Annotated in this window: 16 protein-coding genes; 13 read left to right on the top strand and 3 right to left on the bottom strand. The window is 43.0% G+C overall.

Annotation, left to right across the window (positions count from 1 at the left end; genetic code table 11):
- Window positions 1–184: 184 nt before the first annotated feature.
- The gene (locus ACHB7C_RS08500; RefSeq protein WP_042848361.1) at window positions 185–601 is read right to left on the bottom strand and encodes a GFA family protein; all 417 of its coding nucleotides are present in this window, start codon (window positions 599–601) and stop codon (window positions 185–187) included.
- Between the two features lie 374 nt (window positions 602–975).
- Here ACHB7C_RS08500 and leuS point away from each other — a divergent pair, with 374 nt between their 5' ends.
- Genes leuS through nadD form a run of 4 tightly spaced genes read left to right on the top strand, consistent with a single transcriptional unit; the run spans window position 976 to window position 5,827 of the window.
- Window positions 976–3,558 carry a leucine--tRNA ligase gene (gene leuS / locus ACHB7C_RS08495; protein ID WP_048606348.1) on the top strand — a complete coding sequence of 861 codons (2,583 nt, stop codon included), beginning with the start codon at window positions 976–978 and terminating at the stop codon, window positions 3,556–3,558.
- A gap of 31 nt (window positions 3,559–3,589) precedes the next feature.
- Window positions 3,590–4,129, top strand: coding sequence for an LPS assembly lipoprotein LptE (lptE, locus tag ACHB7C_RS08490; protein ID WP_042848364.1), 540 nt, complete (start codon window positions 3,590–3,592; stop codon window positions 4,127–4,129).
- Window positions 4,129–5,160 carry a DNA polymerase III subunit delta gene (gene holA / locus ACHB7C_RS08485; RefSeq protein ID WP_042848365.1) on the top strand — a complete coding sequence of 344 codons (1,032 nt, stop codon included), beginning with the start codon at window positions 4,129–4,131 and terminating at the stop codon, window positions 5,158–5,160. Before lptE ends, holA begins: the two co-directional genes overlap by 1 nt.
- Window positions 5,153–5,827, top strand: a complete 675-nt coding sequence (nadD, locus tag ACHB7C_RS08480) for a nicotinate-nucleotide adenylyltransferase (protein WP_131680482.1) — start codon at window positions 5,153–5,155, stop codon at window positions 5,825–5,827. The genes holA and nadD overlap by 8 nt, the downstream gene beginning before the upstream one ends.
- Here nadD and ACHB7C_RS08475 read toward each other — a convergent pair.
- Complete coding sequence (locus ACHB7C_RS08475) at window positions 5,815–6,486, bottom strand: DUF1722 domain-containing protein (protein WP_225832864.1); 672 nt, start codon at window positions 6,484–6,486, stop codon at window positions 5,815–5,817. The genes nadD and ACHB7C_RS08475 overlap by 13 nt on opposite strands.
- 321 nt (window positions 6,487–6,807) lie before the next feature.
- Between ACHB7C_RS08475 and rsfS the strand changes: the two genes are divergently transcribed.
- The 9 genes from rsfS (at window position 6,808) to lipA (ending at window position 15,428) form a co-directional block, all read left to right on the top strand.
- Entirely contained in the window at window positions 6,808–7,134 is a 327-nt protein-coding gene (gene rsfS, locus ACHB7C_RS08470) for a ribosome silencing factor (RefSeq protein WP_080750930.1), read from the top strand.
- A 2-nt stretch (window positions 7,135–7,136) separates the two neighbouring features.
- Window positions 7,137–7,607, top strand: a complete 471-nt coding sequence (gene rlmH / locus ACHB7C_RS08465) for a 23S rRNA (pseudouridine(1915)-N(3))-methyltransferase RlmH (protein ID WP_048606343.1) — start codon at window positions 7,137–7,139, stop codon at window positions 7,605–7,607.
- Window positions 7,608–7,639: 32 nt separating this feature from the next.
- Entirely contained in the window at window positions 7,640–9,529 is a 1,890-nt protein-coding gene (gene mrdA, locus ACHB7C_RS08460) for a peptidoglycan DD-transpeptidase MrdA (protein WP_042848372.1), read from the top strand.
- 51 nt (window positions 9,530–9,580) lie between these two features.
- The gene (mrdB, locus tag ACHB7C_RS08455) at window positions 9,581–10,693 is read left to right on the top strand and encodes a peptidoglycan glycosyltransferase MrdB (protein ID WP_042848373.1); all 1,113 of its coding nucleotides are present in this window, start codon (window positions 9,581–9,583) and stop codon (window positions 10,691–10,693) included.
- A gap of 13 nt (window positions 10,694–10,706) precedes the next feature.
- Window positions 10,707–11,678 carry an endolytic peptidoglycan transglycosylase RlpA gene (rlpA, locus tag ACHB7C_RS08450; RefSeq protein WP_048606341.1) on the top strand — a complete coding sequence of 324 codons (972 nt, stop codon included), beginning with the start codon at window positions 10,707–10,709 and terminating at the stop codon, window positions 11,676–11,678.
- Between the two features lie 188 nt (window positions 11,679–11,866).
- Window positions 11,867–13,078: a D-alanyl-D-alanine carboxypeptidase DacA gene (gene dacA, locus ACHB7C_RS08445; RefSeq protein WP_042848376.1), complete on the top strand. Its 1,212-nt coding sequence runs from the start codon at window positions 11,867–11,869 to the stop codon at window positions 13,076–13,078.
- 135 nt (window positions 13,079–13,213) lie between these two features.
- The gene (gene ybeD, locus ACHB7C_RS08440) at window positions 13,214–13,477 is read left to right on the top strand and encodes a DUF493 family protein YbeD (RefSeq protein WP_042848378.1); all 264 of its coding nucleotides are present in this window, start codon (window positions 13,214–13,216) and stop codon (window positions 13,475–13,477) included.
- Between the two features lie 246 nt (window positions 13,478–13,723).
- On the top strand, window positions 13,724–14,338 hold the full coding sequence (gene lipB / locus ACHB7C_RS08435) for a lipoyl(octanoyl) transferase LipB (RefSeq protein WP_395347214.1): 615 nt from the start codon (window positions 13,724–13,726) through the stop codon (window positions 14,336–14,338).
- 124 nt (window positions 14,339–14,462) lie between these two features.
- The gene (lipA, locus tag ACHB7C_RS08430; protein ID WP_042848383.1) at window positions 14,463–15,428 is read left to right on the top strand and encodes a lipoyl synthase; all 966 of its coding nucleotides are present in this window, start codon (window positions 14,463–14,465) and stop codon (window positions 15,426–15,428) included.
- A gap of 157 nt (window positions 15,429–15,585) precedes the next feature.
- On the opposite strand, the gene cspE is transcribed toward lipA, so the two are convergent.
- Window positions 15,586–15,795, bottom strand: coding sequence for a transcription antiterminator/RNA stability regulator CspE (gene cspE / locus ACHB7C_RS08425; RefSeq protein WP_014657708.1), 210 nt, complete (start codon window positions 15,793–15,795; stop codon window positions 15,586–15,588).
- Window positions 15,796–15,833 lie beyond the last annotated feature (38 nt).

The raw sequence follows: 15,833 nt of genomic DNA, 5'->3' as shown, positions 1-15,833 counted from the left end.
TTTCCATCTTATAGATTACTCACCCCGACGAATTAGACTGTACTCACTGCGATTTCACCACGTTATTTACACAAGAATTATGTACACAAGAATTGTTGTGTCGAGGGTTATAATAAAGCGCTATACCGTTGCACCAAAAACGCTCATGAAACCGCACTATTTTGGTATAAAGCGCTTTAGCTCGTCATTCTTCTTTAGTCATTTTTTTAAATATTAACTGCCCCATTACGCCACCGCCACCATCATTTGGGTGGTTAACACCATCCATTACATTCACAGATGCAAAATCAAATGGTGAGACACCTTCTAAACAGGCAGCATTTACCCCGTATTCCTCTGGGTTTGATCGCCGTTGATGAAAGGTATAAATACCGCACACCGAACAAAAAAAATGAACAGCTTGATGAGTATTAAAACGATATTCTGTTAACTTATCTTTTCCTTCCAAAAGTTTAATCCCTGATAATGGTGCAGAAACAGCGACAGCCCCTCTCATCGCACAGAAAGAACAATTGCAGCGCCTAGCCGTATTTAACCCATCGGTTAATTTCACTGTAAACTTTATTGCCCCACAGTGGCATTGAGCTTTAATCGCGTTCATTTGTTTCCCCTTTTATCGGTATCACCTCTAATTTACGTTCAATGAGTTCATCTTATTTAAGGAATTCATGCTTTTTCATTCGGGACAATAAAGACAATGCTCTTTCTATAGAAATAAACAACAACTTGCTGAATTCAAAATAGTTCAAGAAACCACTACCATTTAGCTGTTTTTTTAGTTAAGTTGTTTGGTTATCGGCATAAAATATGCTGATCCCGTTCCCCGAAAAGCAATATTCAGCTTCCCCCCGCAGGTTCAGCTAATCAACTATTGTTGTTTTCGGTACAGATCCGCTATGCTATGCGGATCTAAATAAAGATAGACATCCACGCTACAGATGTAGCATTTATATTCACCATAGGATTATCGGTGCCATGCAAGAACAATATCGTCCAGAAGATATAGAGCCTAAAGTACAGCGTCACTGGGATGAAAAAGAAACTTTCAAAGTGACAGAAGACAACAGCAAAGAAAAATACTACTGCCTGTCCATGCTACCTTACCCTTCTGGTCGACTACACATGGGCCACGTACGTAACTACACCATCGGTGACGTTATTTCTCGTTACCAACGCATGTTAGGGAAAAATGTACTCCAACCAATCGGTTGGGATGCGTTTGGCCTACCTGCTGAAGGTGCTGCGGTTAAAAACAACACAGCTCCTGCACCTTGGACATACGCCAATATCGATTACATGAAAGGCCAGCTAAAAATGTTGGGCTTTGGTTACGACTGGAACCGTGAAGTCACAACCTGTACCCCTGAGTATTACCGTTGGGAACAATGGTTCTTCACTAAATTATATGAAAAAGGTTTAGTGTATAAAAAAACCTCAGCGGTTAACTGGTGCCCACACGATTTAACTGTACTCGCCAATGAGCAAGTTGTTGATGGTTGCTGCTGGCGTTGTGATACCCCAGTTGAACGCAAAGAAATCCCACAATGGTTTATTAAAATCACAGATTACGCAGAAGAACTGCTCAATGACCTCGATAAACTCGAAGATTGGCCAGAGCAAGTTAAAACGATGCAACGTAACTGGATCGGCCGCTCAGAAGGGACTGAAATCACCTTTAATGTAGCCGAACGTGATGAAACATTAACCGTTTATACTACCCGCCCAGACACTTTTATGGGGGCGACTTACGTGGCTGTTGCCGCAGGTCACCCTTTAGCTAAAGAGGCAGCGACTAACAACCCTGAATTAGCTCAATTTATTGATGAGTGCCGTAATACCAAAACCGCAGAAGCGGATATGGCAACCATGGATAAAAAAGGGATGGCAACAGGGTTATTCGTTGTGCATCCATTAACCCAAGAAAAACTGCCAATTTGGGTCGCTAACTTTGTTTTAATGGAATACGGTACGGGTGCTGTCATGGCAGTTCCTGCTCACGACCAACGTGACTGGGAGTTTGCACACAAATACAACTTACCTATCAAAGCCGTTATTGCTGATGCAGAAGGCAACGAGCCTGATTTATCGCAAGAAGCTATGACGGATAAAGGTTCTCTGATTAATTCAGGTGAATTTAGCGGGTTAGATCACGAAGCTGGTTTCAATGCGATATCAGACAAACTGGTTGCTCTTGGCGCAGGTCAACGTAAAGTAAATTATCGTTTACGTGACTGGGGAGTTTCACGTCAACGTTATTGGGGTGCACCTATCCCAATGGCAACATTAGAAGATGGCACAGTCGTTCCAATTCCTGAAGATCAACTGCCAGTAATTTTACCTGAAGATGTCGTAATGAATGGTATTACTAGCCCGATTAAAGCCGACCCTGAGTGGGCTAAAATCACGATTAATGGTCAGCCAGCCCTGCGTGAAACAGATACCTTCGATACTTTCATGGAATCATCTTGGTATTACGCTCGGTATACATGCCCACAACACAATGAGGGTATGTTAGACCCAACTGCGGCTAACTATTGGTTACCGGTTGATCAGTACATTGGTGGTATCGAACACGCTATCATGCACTTAATGTATTTCCGTTTCTTCCATAAATTAATGCGTGATGCAGGCTTAGTAAACTCCGATGAGCCAGCTAAACGTCTGCTGTGCCAAGGCATGGTATTAGCTGATGCATTCTACTACACTGGGAGTGACGGCCAGCGCGTTTGGGTTTCTCCAGCAGAAGCGATTGTTGAACGTGACGATAAGAACCGTATTATTAAAGCTGTAGACGCAGAAGGCCATGAACTGGTTTATACCGGTATGAGCAAGATGTCTAAGTCGAAAAACAACGGTATTGACCCACAATTAATGGTCGAAAAATACGGTGCCGATACCGTTCGTCTGTTTATGATGTTCGCCGCACCACCTGAATTAACCCTTGAATGGCAAGAATCTAGCGTAGAAGGTGCGAACCGCTTTGTTCGCCGTGTTTGGCGTTTAGTACACGAACACTCACAAAAAGGGGCTACCTTACCTTTAGATATCAGCACGTTAACGCCAGAGCAAAAAGACTTACGTCGCGACCTGCACAAAACGATTGCTAAAGTTACCGACGATGTTGGCCGCCGCTATGCATTCAACACTGCTATTGCTGCTGTGATGGAGTTCATGAACAAACTCGTTCGTGCCCCACAAGAGAGCGAACAGGACCGTGCGTTAGTTCAAGAATCTCTAGAAGCAATTACGTTAATGTTGTCACCGATTATCCCACATGCTTGCTTCGAAATGTGGCAAGCGCTTGGGCATAATGAAGATATTGATTTTGCTTCTTGGCCAGTTGCTGATGAGCAAGCGATGATTGATGACACCAAGCTGGTTGTTGTTCAAGTTAATGGTAAAGTCCGTGGTCGCATAACAGTTCCTGCTGATGCAAACCAAGAGTTTGTACTGGATATGGCACAAAAAGAGTCTAGCGTAGCGAAATACCTTGAAGGTGTTAGCATCCGCAAAGTAATCTATGTTCCAGGCAAATTGCTAAACCTTGTTGTAGGTTAATAGTTAGGTTGATGGCTGATAAGGAGGCCAGGTGCGTTATCTGATAACTTTATTTTTGAGCCTGGCGGTGCTAGTCACCGCAGGCTGCGGTTTTCGCCTTCAAGGAACCACCCAAATTCCTGAAGAACTGAAAACGTTGCAGCTGAGTTCAAGTGACCCATATGGCTATCCTACAAGGGCACTTAGGGAGCAGTTACGGCTGAATAACGTAACAATCCTTGAAACAGGCAACGCAAGTGTCCCTATTTTGAAAGTCCTCGGTTCCAATGAAAACACGGAAACCGTTTCGATTTATCAAGATGGTAAAGCAGCAGAAAAGCAACTTACACTTGTTATGAATGCGCAAGTGTTGATGCCTGATGGCGCTATTTACCCGCTACAAAGTCGTGTTGAGCGTACTTTCTTTGACAACCCTTTAGAAGCACTTGCGAAAGATGCAGAAAAAGAAATTGTTAGGCAAGAAATGCAGGAGCAAGCTGCACGTAACTTAGTTCGTAAGTTACTGCTTGTCCACTCAGCCGAACTTGAAAAAGCAAAAAACCAAGCGGCTGATACGAACACGCAACCATAATGACGCGTATTTACCCTGAACAGCTGGCCTCTTCGTTACAAGAAACGCTAAGAGGCCGCTATTTGATTTGGGGCAATGAGCCCCTTCTACTTCAAGAAAGTCAAGATGCCATCCGCAAAGCTGCCCAACAACAAGGCTTTGAGGAACATTTTGTGTATTCTCTTGAGCAGAACACTGACTGGGATGAAATTTTTAGCCAATGTCAGGCGCTAAGCTTATTCGCTAGTCGTCAAACTCTGACGCTGTTATTACCTGAAAATGGCCCCAACGCAGCAATGGCGGAAAAATTAAGCCAGTTGTCGCAGTTACTTCACCCAGATCTACTCCTTGTACTACGTGGACATAAACTAACAAAAGCCCAAGAAAACAGCGGGTGGTTTAAAGCCCTCAGTAAAGAGGCCGTGTATGTCAGTTGCCTGACGCCTGAATACCAACGGCTCCCTCAGTGGGTATCGAAACGCGCGTACAGTATGCGCTTATCTTTAGAAGCCGAAGCCAACCAACTGCTCTGTTATTGCTACGAAGGTAATTTACTAGGTTTGGCGCAAGCCCTTGAACGCCTGTCATTACTGTACCCTGATGGCAAACTCACCTACCCCCGAGTTGAAAATGCAGTTAATGATTCTGCCCATTTTACACCGTACCATTGGGTCGACGCGTTACTTGCAGGTAAATCACGCCGTTCATGGCATATTTTAGAACAACTTCAACATGAAGATGTTGAACCCGTCATTTTGTTACGTTCAATACAACGTGAATTAATACTGCTTATTACGTTAAAACGCCAATCAGTCACAACACCATTGAAAACGTTATTTGACCAACACAAAGTTTGGCAAAACCGCCGTGGAATGATCTCTGAAGCACTACAGCGTTTAACGTTGCATCAATTACAATCTGCACTAATGTTATTAACACAAGCTGAAATCCATATTAAACAAGATTTTAGTCACTCAGCATGGCCTGACCTACAATCACTATCTATGTTATTATGTGGTAAAGCATTTGCAGAGAATTTTATTCATGACTGACCATTTTTCGCCTAAAGATAAACACAATCACCTTCAAGCGTTATTTGGTGGGACATTTGACCCGATCCACTTCGGTCATTTACGCCCTGTTCAGGCTCTAGCTCAACAAGTTGGGTTAGAAAAAATTATTTTATTACCCAATCATGTCCCGCCACACCGTCCGCAACCAGAGGCTACCCCATTGCAGCGTTTGGAAATGGTAAAATTAGCGGTTAAAAATAACCCGTTATTTGCCATCGACACTCGTGAGCTAGAAAAAGATAGCCCTTCATATACGATAGAAACACTTTCTCAACTACGCCAAGAAATGGGCCCAACCCAACCCCTTGCGTTTATCATTGGGCAAGATTCCTTGTTATCTATTAATACATGGTACGAATGGGAGAAAATTCTTGATAATTGCCACTTATTAGTTTGTGCCCGCCCAGGATATGCTACGCAATTTACCGACCCCAAAATGCAAGCTTGGCTGGTACAACATCAAGCCACAACACCCTCGCAACTAAGCCAATCTGCCAATGGTTATATTTTTATTGGTGACACCCCTCTTATCAATATTTCTGCCACAGAAATACGTGAAAAACTAAATGCAGGGGACACCTGTAGCGAACTTATCCCTGAAACCGTTCTTCAATATATTCACCAACAGCACCTTTACCAACGATAAGGAAGTTCTCTTATGGGGATGCAATTAGGGTAAGGTTCAAAAAAATATTGTTCACTCAAATAGTTATCAGGGTATTGCACCAATAATTGGCGCATCATTGCTAACGGCTGGCTTATTGGTAAATTCCCTTCTCGATAATCATTGATCAACCATAACAACCGTTTTTTCTCATCTGAGGTTGCTTTACGTTTAAAATATCCTTGCATATGGCTAAGCGCATTTACTTGAATATTTCTAGCTGGAAGGGACGAAAATATTTCCATTAGCCCTGCTTTGTAGTGGTTAAAAAAACCGTGGAGATCGCTTCCCTTACGAATACTTGCCACTAAGCGGCCAGTTAATTGATACCCCACAGGAGAATATGCCATTATCAAATATTTATGGCGGCTATGAAATTGGATGATTTCAGCCTGTGTTAGGTGTTGGCATAAGTTATTAAGCCTTTGCAAAACATACAGTTTCGTTAAGAAACTATCCCAGTAGTCGACATCATGCCATTGCTCGTCAGTGATCACCGCAATACTCGCTGGAAATAACCCAGCCAATTGAAGCCTATCTTGCGCAGCACAAATAATGCCATCTACGCGGTTGTGGGCTGAATTGACAACATCAGCCGTTAGGTATTCCACAATAGGCTCTACCCATGGTTGAATTTTCATGGGGAGATGACTACCCCCTTCAAATACGAAAATATTTGGCTTCATTATTTGCACAATATCCATCTCACTCTAAAATATTTGCTAGGGTGCGAATTTGTTGAGTTATTTTGTAAAGTTAACACAAACCTCTTGCTCAAGTGAGCAGATATCCCTATAAATTTCACTCCATAATGAATAAAAAAGAATTTAGCCGATTTTTCTTAAAATCTAGGGTAAAATGGCTTCGCTGAGAATGATTTTGATTCATTAGCTATCAGCAAACGCTTTATCTACAAACTACAAACAGTGTTTAATGTAATATTCTGTTTATTTGAATGAAAGGTGAACCTTTTGCAAGGAACTGAACTCCAACAATTTATTATCGATCAGCTTGATGATGCCAAAGCAGAAGACATTATCACTATCGATGTTCAAGGGAAATCAAGTATTACCGATCAGATGATCATCTGTACAGGGACATCAAGCCGCCATCTGATGTCTGTCGCTGACCGGTTAATAGATGCCTGCCGTAAAAATGGTTTAATGCCATTAGGTGTTGAAGGGCAAGGCATTTCTGATTGGATCGTAGTAGACCTAGGTGATGCTATTGTGCATATTATGCAAGACGAAAGCCGCCGCATGTACGAATTAGAAAAACTCTGGAGCTGAGTTTGAAATTACAACTCATCGCCGTTGGAACAAAAATGCCGGACTGGGTCCAGACCGGCTTTATGGATTACCTCCACCGTTTCCCTAAAGATATGCCGTTTGAATTAACGGAGATACCCGCTGGGAAACGCGGGAAAAACGCAGATATAAAACGCATTTTAGAAAAAGAAGGCGAGTTAATGCTCGCAGCCGTGGGTAAAGGAAACCGTATTGTCACCTTGGATATTCCAGGAGATCGCTGGGATACTCCCAAACTGGCCATTCAATTGGATAAGTGGAAACAAGATGGCCGTAATGTCAGCTTATTGATCGGTGGTCCCGAAGGGCTAGCTCCCGCTTGTAAGGCGGCGGCTGAGCAAAGTTGGTCATTATCACCACTTACGCTTCCTCACCCACTAGTTCGTGTCCTTGTTGCCGAAAGTCTTTATCGCGCATGGAGTATTACGACTAATCACCCTTATCATAGGGAATAGTTTGGTTTGAATAAGTTCAAAATGGCAATGGGATGAAAACACAACGCACCCCTTTTCGCGACCACACCGCAGAATCTGTTTTGTTTATCCGCCGAGCGCTTATTGCTTTCGGCGTGATTGTCATTTTAACCTCGATCCTCGTGACCAATTTGTACCATTTACAAATTGTTCGCCATGAGGATTACCAAACTCGCTCTAATGATAACCGAATCAAATTGGTGCCCATTGCACCAAGCCGTGGCATTATCTACGATCGGCAAGGAACACAGCTCGCCCTAAATAGCACTTTTTATCAGTTAGAAATCGTGCCAGAGAAAGTCGATAACCTACAAGAAACCTTAGACAAACTTCGTGATATCGTTGATTTAACCGATGAGGATATTGCTAATTTTGAAAAAGAACGTAAGCGCTCACGTCGTTTTACCTCTATCGCCTTAAAAACACAATTAAATGAAGTTCAAGTGGCTCGCTTTGCCGTAAACCAATACCACTTCCCCGGTTTAGAAGTTAAAAGTTATCAACGTCGCTCCTATCCATATGGTTCTGCATTGACCCATGTCATCGGCTACGTCGCTAAAATTAATGATAAAGACATCGAGCGCCTTGATAAAGACGGGTTATTACCCAACTATGCGGCTAGCCATGATATTGGTAAATTAGGCATCGAGCGTTATTATGAAAGTGTATTACACGGTAAAACAGGCTATGAAGAAGTCGAAGTTAACAGCCGAGGGCGGGTTATTCGCCAGCTTCATGAACAACCGCCTCAAGCTGGCCGGGATATCTATTTAACGATTGATCTCGAGTTACAAATCTATATTGAAAAATTATTAACCACTAGCCGTGCTGCTGTCGTAGTGACAGACCCACGCAACGGGGAAATACTGGCGCTGGTTTCTAACCCAAGCTATGACTCAAACCTGTTCGTCAACGGTATCTCAAACAAAGATTACCAAGCGTTACTGAATAACCCTGATAGGCCGTTGATTAACCGAACAACCCAAGGGCTTTACCCCCCAGCCTCAACCGTAAAACCCTTTATTTCTGTTGCCGCATTGAGTGAAAAAGTCATCACGCCCAACACCACAATATTTGACCCCGGTTGGTGGCAACTCCCCGGCTCAGAAAAACGCTACCGAGATTGGAAACGCTGGGGCCATGGTAAGCTGAATGTGATGAAATCTATTATTGAGTCTGCAGATACCTTCTTCTACCAAGTTGCCTATGATATGGGTATTGACCGTCTCTCTGTATGGATGACCCGCTTTGGCTTTGGCGAGTACACTGGGATCGACCTTGCCGAAGAGCGTTCAGGCATTATGCCTACTCGTGAGTGGAAACAAAAACGTTATAAGAAACCTTGGTACCAAGGGGATACTATTCCAGTCGGGATCGGCCAAGGCTATTGGACTGCTACCCCAATTCAAATGTCAAAGGCCTTAATGACCTTAATCAATGACGGTCAGGTCAAAACGCCTCACTTACTTTATGGCACCAAACTTGGTAATGCCATGGTGCCTTATGAAGATAAAGAAACCACTCAAATTGGGGACATTCATTCGGGTTATTGGGAACTCGCTAAACAGGGGATGTATGGCGTAGCCAATGCACCTAATGGTACAGGTCGTCGTAGTTTTATCGGTACCCCTTATAAAGCTGCCGCGAAGTCTGGAACGGCTCAAGTCTTTAGTTATGAAACCTATAATGCAAGTAAACTCGCCGAGCACTTGCGTGACCATAAATTGATGATTGCTTATGCGCCTTATGATAAGCCAACTATCGCTGTCACTATTATTTTAGAAAATGGCGGCGCAGGTCCTTCTGTAGGGGACATAGTGCGGCAAATATTTGACCATGTTCTTCTTGGTGATAACCGTACAGAAATTGCCACCTCACCAACTAGCGCTGGGGAGGACCGCTGATGTCCCGTTCAAGCTATCAGCTTCAACCAAATACAGTGAGCTATAAAAAAGATGACAGACGATAAGAAAAAAATTTCATTATCAACACGTCTGCACATAGATGTGCCTATGCTATTAATTATCATGGCATTGCTTGCCTATAGCGCGTTTATTATGTGGAGCGCTAGTGGTCAAGACCCTGAAATGATGGAGCGAAAGCTAGGGCAAATAGCTTCTGGCTTTATTGTAATGATCGTTATGGCTCAAATTCCCCCTCGAATGTATGAAAATTGGGCTCCACATCTGTTTATCTTTTGTGTCATTTTATTAGTTTTTGTCGATGTGTTTGGGCAAATCAGTAAAGGGGCCCAACGTTGGCTAGACCTCGGTTTTATTCGTTTCCAACCTTCAGAAATTGCAAAGATAGCGGTGCCACTTATGGTTGCCCGCTTTATGAATCGTGATTTGTGTCCCCCTTCATTTAAAAATACACTGATTGCACTCGTCCTCATTTTTGTACCGACATTATTAGTGGCTGCACAGCCTGACCTTGGAACATCAATCCTTGTGGCGGCTTCGGGGTTATTTGTCTTATTTCTTGCTGGGATGAGTTGGCGGCTGATTGCTATTGCTGCTATCGCCCTAGCGGCCTTCATTCCATTGCTGTGGTTCTTCTTGATGCATGGCTACCAACGGGCTCGTGTCATGATGTTATTGGACCCAGAAACTGACCCATTAGGTGCGGGCTACCATATTATTCAATCAAAAATTGCGATTGGTTCTGGTGGGTTAATGGGGAAAGGTTGGCTGCACGGTACACAATCACAACTTGAATTTTTACCTGAAAGGCACACTGACTTTATTTTTGCTGTATTAGCCGAAGAACTTGGCTTAGTCGGTGTTCTTATCCTTCTTGGCTTATATATTTTGCTGATTATCCGCGGGCTCTATATTGCCGCCAGCGCACAAAATACCTTTGGTCGAGTGATGGTTGGTGGTTTGATCTTAATCCTTTTTGTATATGTGTTTGTGAATATCGGCATGGTCAGTGGTATATTACCTGTCGTTGGCGTTCCCCTCCCCTTAGTGAGTTATGGCGGTTCTGCCTTAATTGTTTTAATGGCTGGATTCGGTATTATCATGTCGATACATACACACCGAAGATTCCTTTCAAAAAGTTTATAAAATGAGGCTTAGTATGCGTTTACAATGGATAATGCTTGGTGTCACTGCCGCGCTACTTAGTGGCTGTGTTACAGAAGAGGTTAAGCAACCCGCCCAAGTGCCAACCAATGTGCCCACTCAAGATGTATTAGGTGCTGAACCTCATTATGAGCCATATCACCCAACAGCAAATAGTGATTACTCACGTAATGGCCAGCAATACCAAATCGTACGTGACCCGGCACAATTTAGCCAAGTTGGCTACGCTTCAATTTATGGTGCTGAATCAACAGGCAATATGACTGCCATTGGTGAACGAGTTAACCCCGTAGAATTAACCGCAGCACACCCGACTTTGCCAATCCCTAGTTATGTGCGTATTACCAATATGATGAATGGCCGCATGATGGTGGTTCGAGTCAACGACCGTGGCCCTTATATGCAAGGTAAAAGCATTGCTATTTCTCGGGCTGCGGCTGACCGCTTAAATTTATTACCAACCACTAAGATTAAAATAGACGCTATCCAAGTCGCCCAAGACGGTACACTTTCTGGTACCGGTACTGTCGGCTCTAATTTTGTTAAGCAGAGCTATGCACTACCTGGGCGCCCACAGCTAGGTTCAGGCCCTATGGGAACGCCTGTGATGGAAAACTTACCAACGCCAGAAAATGCGTTGCCTGTCCAACAGCCCAAAGAACCTATGCAACCAGTGATGCCTGATATGAGCTTACAAACCCCTACGCCAGAGCCACAACCCGCGGCCGAAGAAGCGGTGCCTGAGCGTGGCTTTTTAGTCCAAGCGGGTGCAATTAGCAGCCAACCGAACGCACAAAAAATGCTGGATGAACTAAAAACACAATTTAATGTTCCTGGGCGTTTACAACCCTACAATGGTATCTACCGGGTTCAATTAGGGCCGTTTAGTACTCGACAACAAGCTGTTGAAGTACAGGGCCGTCTACAATCAGAAAAAAACCAAACTTCGATGGTAGTCGCACCTTAAATCTGAATACATACCAAACATTTTAGGTCTCTCAACATTGTGATGATGTTGATGGGGCCTAAAGTATGACTGTATCAAACTGACAAAAATAATTGGTGGAGCGCAAAAGTGGCTTTTTTCTTGCCCTATTCTTTTGCTAAACTGCGCCTCCTTGTGTTAACCGAATTTCGGATGTAAATGGTAAAACCATGAATAATGTCGCTCCATCACGCATCGTGCGTTATACAGTGCTGGGTTCTGCTCTGCTTCTTTTGACTGCCAGTATTGCAAATGCCAATGACAGCTTTCCAAACACTTCAATTCCCGCAGCACCAGCCATAGATGCTGAAGCCTATATACTCATTGATTATAATTCAGGAAAAGTCCTCGCTGAAAGTAATGCGGATCAGCGTCGTGACCCAGCCAGTTTAACCAAGATGATGACCAGTTATGTTATTGGTCAGGCGATTAAATCAGGTAAAATTGGTGCAAATGACATAGTCACCGTGGGTAATGATGCATGGGCAACCGGTAACCCTGTGTTTAAAGGCTCATCCTTGATGTTCTTAAAACCAGGAGATCGAGTCAGCGTTTCTCAACTGACTCGTGGGATTAACCTGCAATCAGGTAACGATGCTTGTGTTGCAATGGCTGATTATATCGCTGGAGATCAAACCAATTTTGTTCAATTAATGAATGGATATGTGAATAAATTAGGTTTGAAAAACACCCATTTTGAAACTGTTCATGGCTTAGATGCAGAAGGCCAGTATAGCTCCGCACGTGATATGGCGCTTATTGGTCAAGCTTTAGTACGTGATGTACCAGAAGAATATGCCATTTACAAAGAAAAAGAATTTACCTTTAACAACATCCGCCAAATTAACCGTAACGGTTTGTTGTGGGATAAGAGCCTTGCTGTTGATGGGATCAAAACAGGTCACACAAATGCCGCAGGTTTCAACCTTGTTGCATCCGCAACAGATGGTGATATGCGTTTAATTTCCGTTGTGATGGGTGGGAAAAGCAGCAAAGGACGTGATGCTGAAAGTAAAAAATTACTCACTTATGGTTTCCGTTTCTATGAAACAGTTAAACCATTACAAGCTAACGTTGATTTTGCGAGTGTTCCTGTTTGGTTTGGTGATGAAAATGAAGTGAAATTAGGTGTAGTGGATGACCTATACTTAACGATACCTCGGGGACGGTTAAAAGATTTAAAAGCCAGCTATGAACTGTCAACGACAGAATTACAAGCGCCTTTGACCAAAGGTCAGCAAGTCGGTACGATCAGCTTCCAGCTCGATGGAAAAACTATTGAACAACACCCTTTAGCCGTTCTAAAAGATGTTGAAGAAGGTGGCTTTTTCAGCCGATTAATTGACTATATCAAACTATTATTTCACCGTTGGTTTGGCTAGGGCTTGAAACAAAAATAAATCACCCCCATATAGTAAGCATCGAAATGTTTGTTGGATGAATACTTTTGATTGGCTGGTTTAATACCAGCCAATCTTTTTCAACCAGCGACACAATTTAAAAAATTAGGAGTGCCCATGAAAACGAAATTAGGTGAACTGCTTGAGTTCCCATGTCCATTAACTTACAAAGTGATGGGCTTGGCACAGCCTGAGTTGGTTGATCAAGTGATTGAAGTTGTTCAGCGTCATGCGCCTGGTGATTACTCTCCCGATGTGAAACCAAGTAGCAAAGGCAACTATCACTCAGTTTCTATTACTATTAATGCAACACATATCGAACAGGTTGAAACCTTGTATAGCGAATTAGGCGCATTAGAATTAGTTAAAGTTGTGCTTTAATCAACGAGTAAATAAAAAACCAAATAGTGAAGTGACCCCCAATAGCTGGACAACCAATTACTGGGGGTTTTTTATGCCAAAATACAGCCGAGATTTAAAAATTATCATTGCTAACCATTAATTCTGTATCTACTCACTTATATACAACAAGCTAATACCTTGACAACTTGATGTGTAACAAACATAGGCGTTATACTGACCTAACGATAATGACAACGTGGACGCTTAATTTTGTCAGACAGAAGTATAATCATCCGCCAACTTGGCCTCGCGCCTTACCAACCCGTTTCTGATGCGATGCACCAATTTACGCAATGCCGTACGCCTGAAACCTGCGACGAAATTTGGCTCGTTGAACACCCCCGAGTATTTACTCAAGGCCAAGCCGGTAAAGCCGAGCACGTACTTGCTCCTGGCAATATCCCAGTCATTCAAAGTGATCGGGGGGGCCAAGTTACCTACCATGGCCCCGGCCAGCAAGTCATGTATGTTATGCTAGACTTAAAACGCAATAAACTTGGTGTGCGTGAGTTAGTCACCGCACTAGAAAACACGGTTGTGAATACCCTCGCCCATTTTCATATCGAAGCTTACCCTCGCCCCGATGCGCCCGGTGTATATGTTAACGGGGACAAAATTTGTTCTCTTGGTTTACGCATTAGGCAAGGCTGTTCTTTCCATGGGCTTGCTTTAAATATCGATATGGACCTTGAGCCATTTAACCGTATAAACCCTTGTGGTTACAGTGAATTAAAGATGACTCAGATTAGTGATCTTGCTCCCAAAGTGTCATTATCTGATGTTCAGCCTGTGCTAATCCGTCAATTCTGTGACACACTAGGATTTCATATTGTTCAATAATAATGCTATAATTTTTTAACATTTTTAAACTATTTTTTAATGAATGGGTTACGGCTTTCCATTCGGTTTTATTTAGAATTAAAAATTATCCATCAGCATAAAAGATAACTGGAACCGTCATATTATGAGTAAACCAATTCAGATAGAACGCGGAATTAAATATCGTGACGCCGACAAAATGGCGCTGATCCCTGTCAAAAACGTTGTGACTGAACGAGAAGAAATTCTACGTAAACCTGACTGGATGAAAATTAGGCTTCCCGCTGACTCAACTCGTATTCAAGGCATTAAAGCCGCTATGCGTAAAAATGGTCTACATTCGGTATGTGAAGAAGCCTCCTGCCCAAACCTTTCCGAGTGCTTTAACCATGGTACAGCAACCTTTATGATCTTAGGTGCTATCTGTACTCGACGTTGCCCATTCTGTGATGTTGCCCACGGTCGTCCAAACGCGCCAGATGCCAATGAGCCAGAAAAATTAGCGCAAACAATCAAAGATATGGCATTACGGTATGTCGTTATTACTTCTGTGGACCGAGACGACCTACGTGATGGTGGCGCACAGCACTTTGCGGATTGTATTCGTGCTATTCGCGAAAAAAACCCTTCAATTAAAATTGAAACATTAGTCCCTGACTTTCGTGGGCGTATGGATCGCGCACTAGAAATTCTGACCGCAACGCCACCAGATGTCTTTAACCATAATCTTGAAAACGTACCACGCGTTTATCGCCAAGTTCGCCCAGGCGCGAATTATGAATGGTCATTAAAATTACTCGAAAAATTTAAAGAAGCGCACCCTGATATCCCAACTAAATCAGGGCTAATGGTTGGGTTAGGCGAAACGAACGCCGAAATTATTGAAGTTATGCGTGATTTACGCCGTCATGGCGTAACAATGCTAACGCTTGGTCAATACTTGCAACCGAGTCGCCATCATCTGCCTGTAAAACGCTATGTTAGCCCAGCAGAGTTTGACGAAATGAAAGAAGAGGCAATGGCAATGGGCTTCACCCACGCAGCTTGTGGGCCTTTTGTACGCTCGTCTTACCATGCAGACTTACAAGCTAAAGGTGAAGAGGTCAAATAACCCCCTAGCTTTTTGGTACGCTACATTATTTCTATAAAGCCGGGTTCAACCTATTTGTTTAAATCCGGCTCTTGTCTTTTACTGCTTAATAAAAAACTCGCCCCAGTTAACTAGAGCGAGTTTATAGCTGTTAGTTTCTAATTGTTAATTATTAAAATTACAGAGAGACAACGTTAACAGCAGATGGGCCTTTAGCACCTTCAGTGATTTCAAATTCGACTTTCTGGCCTTCCGCTAAGGTTTTGAAACCTTCGCTTGCAATCGCAGAAAAGTGCACAAATACATCTTTGCTACCATCTTCTGGAGTGATAAAACCAAAACCTTTAGACTCGTTGAACCACTTAACGTTACCTTTAACTTTAGACATCAAATTATTACCTTTAAAATAAAATAGACACACCATCT

Source organism: Providencia sp. 2024EL-00732 (assembly GCF_044006275.1).
GTDB lineage: Bacteria > Pseudomonadota > Gammaproteobacteria > Enterobacterales > Enterobacteriaceae > Providencia > Providencia huashanensis.
The sequence above is the reverse complement of the archived record's forward strand: the minus strand, read 5'-3'. Positions and strand labels throughout refer to the sequence as shown.